The organism is Kitasatospora sp. NPDC059088 (genome assembly GCF_042738155.1).
GTDB lineage: Bacteria > Actinomycetota > Actinomycetes > Streptomycetales > Streptomycetaceae > Kitasatospora.
In genome coordinates, this window is the sequence record NZ_JBHYGR010000209.1 from 868 (window position 1) to 1,415 (window position 548).

The following is a 548-nucleotide window of genomic DNA, read 5'->3' on the forward strand; positions in this document are numbered from 1 at the left end:
TTTTTTATTCATCCGCCCACCCCGTTATTCTAATTTTGTTTTGTGGTGGGCTGGTTATTTTTTTTATACGCCACTGGCGTAGCACTACCCGGCGGGGGGGGGGGGCCCCGCCCCCCCGCTACTCGATCCCGCTAATTCGAAATCCAGGAGAAGACCAAATGATCGACGCGGCCGCCGAATTCCGATTCCTCTTTCCGAGCACCGCCCGTGCTGTTATCAAGGCCCTTGACACCGTGCAGCGCGGAGCGTCGGGACGGATCGGAATTCCTTTCGGCGGGGTGGTATCCGAGCGCCCGGAGGATGTGCGGGCAGCCGTTGCCGAGTTCAACAGGGTTGCGGGTGATGTGCTCGGACGGGTCGCGGCCGGGAACTACGACGTCCGCAAGTTCCGGACGCGCGACGCGGTCAGGTGCCTTTCCAGCGCAATGGAGAGCGCCGCTATGGGGGACCTTGCCGAGGCTGTGACGGCGACTCATGAAGCGTTCAAGGCAGTCAGCGCGGCCCACCGACGGTAGCCGCCCTGCGGCGGGGGCGGTCAGTACGACCGC

1 protein-coding gene and 1 pseudogene (1 of these 2 running past the window's edge) are annotated in these 548 nt (G+C 63.3%); both read left to right on the forward strand.

Annotation, left to right across the window (positions count from 1 at the left end; all coding sequences use genetic code 11):
- The first annotated feature begins 158 nt into the window (after nt 1–158).
- Complete coding sequence (locus ACFWXO_RS43225) at nt 159–515, forward strand: hypothetical protein (RefSeq protein ID WP_380532185.1); 357 nt, start codon at nt 159–161, stop codon at nt 513–515.
- A pseudogene (locus ACFWXO_RS43230) lies at nt 475–548 on the forward strand (hypothetical protein) (its annotated part continues 106 nt past the right edge of the window); the annotation flags it as partial. The gene ACFWXO_RS43225 and the pseudogene ACFWXO_RS43230, both read left to right, overlap by 41 nt.

Coding starts and splice junctions, on each gene's coding strand:
- ACFWXO_RS43225 (WP_380532185.1), top strand. CDS start 159: ATGATCGACGCGGCCGCCGAATTCCGATTCCTCTTTCCGAGCACCGCC.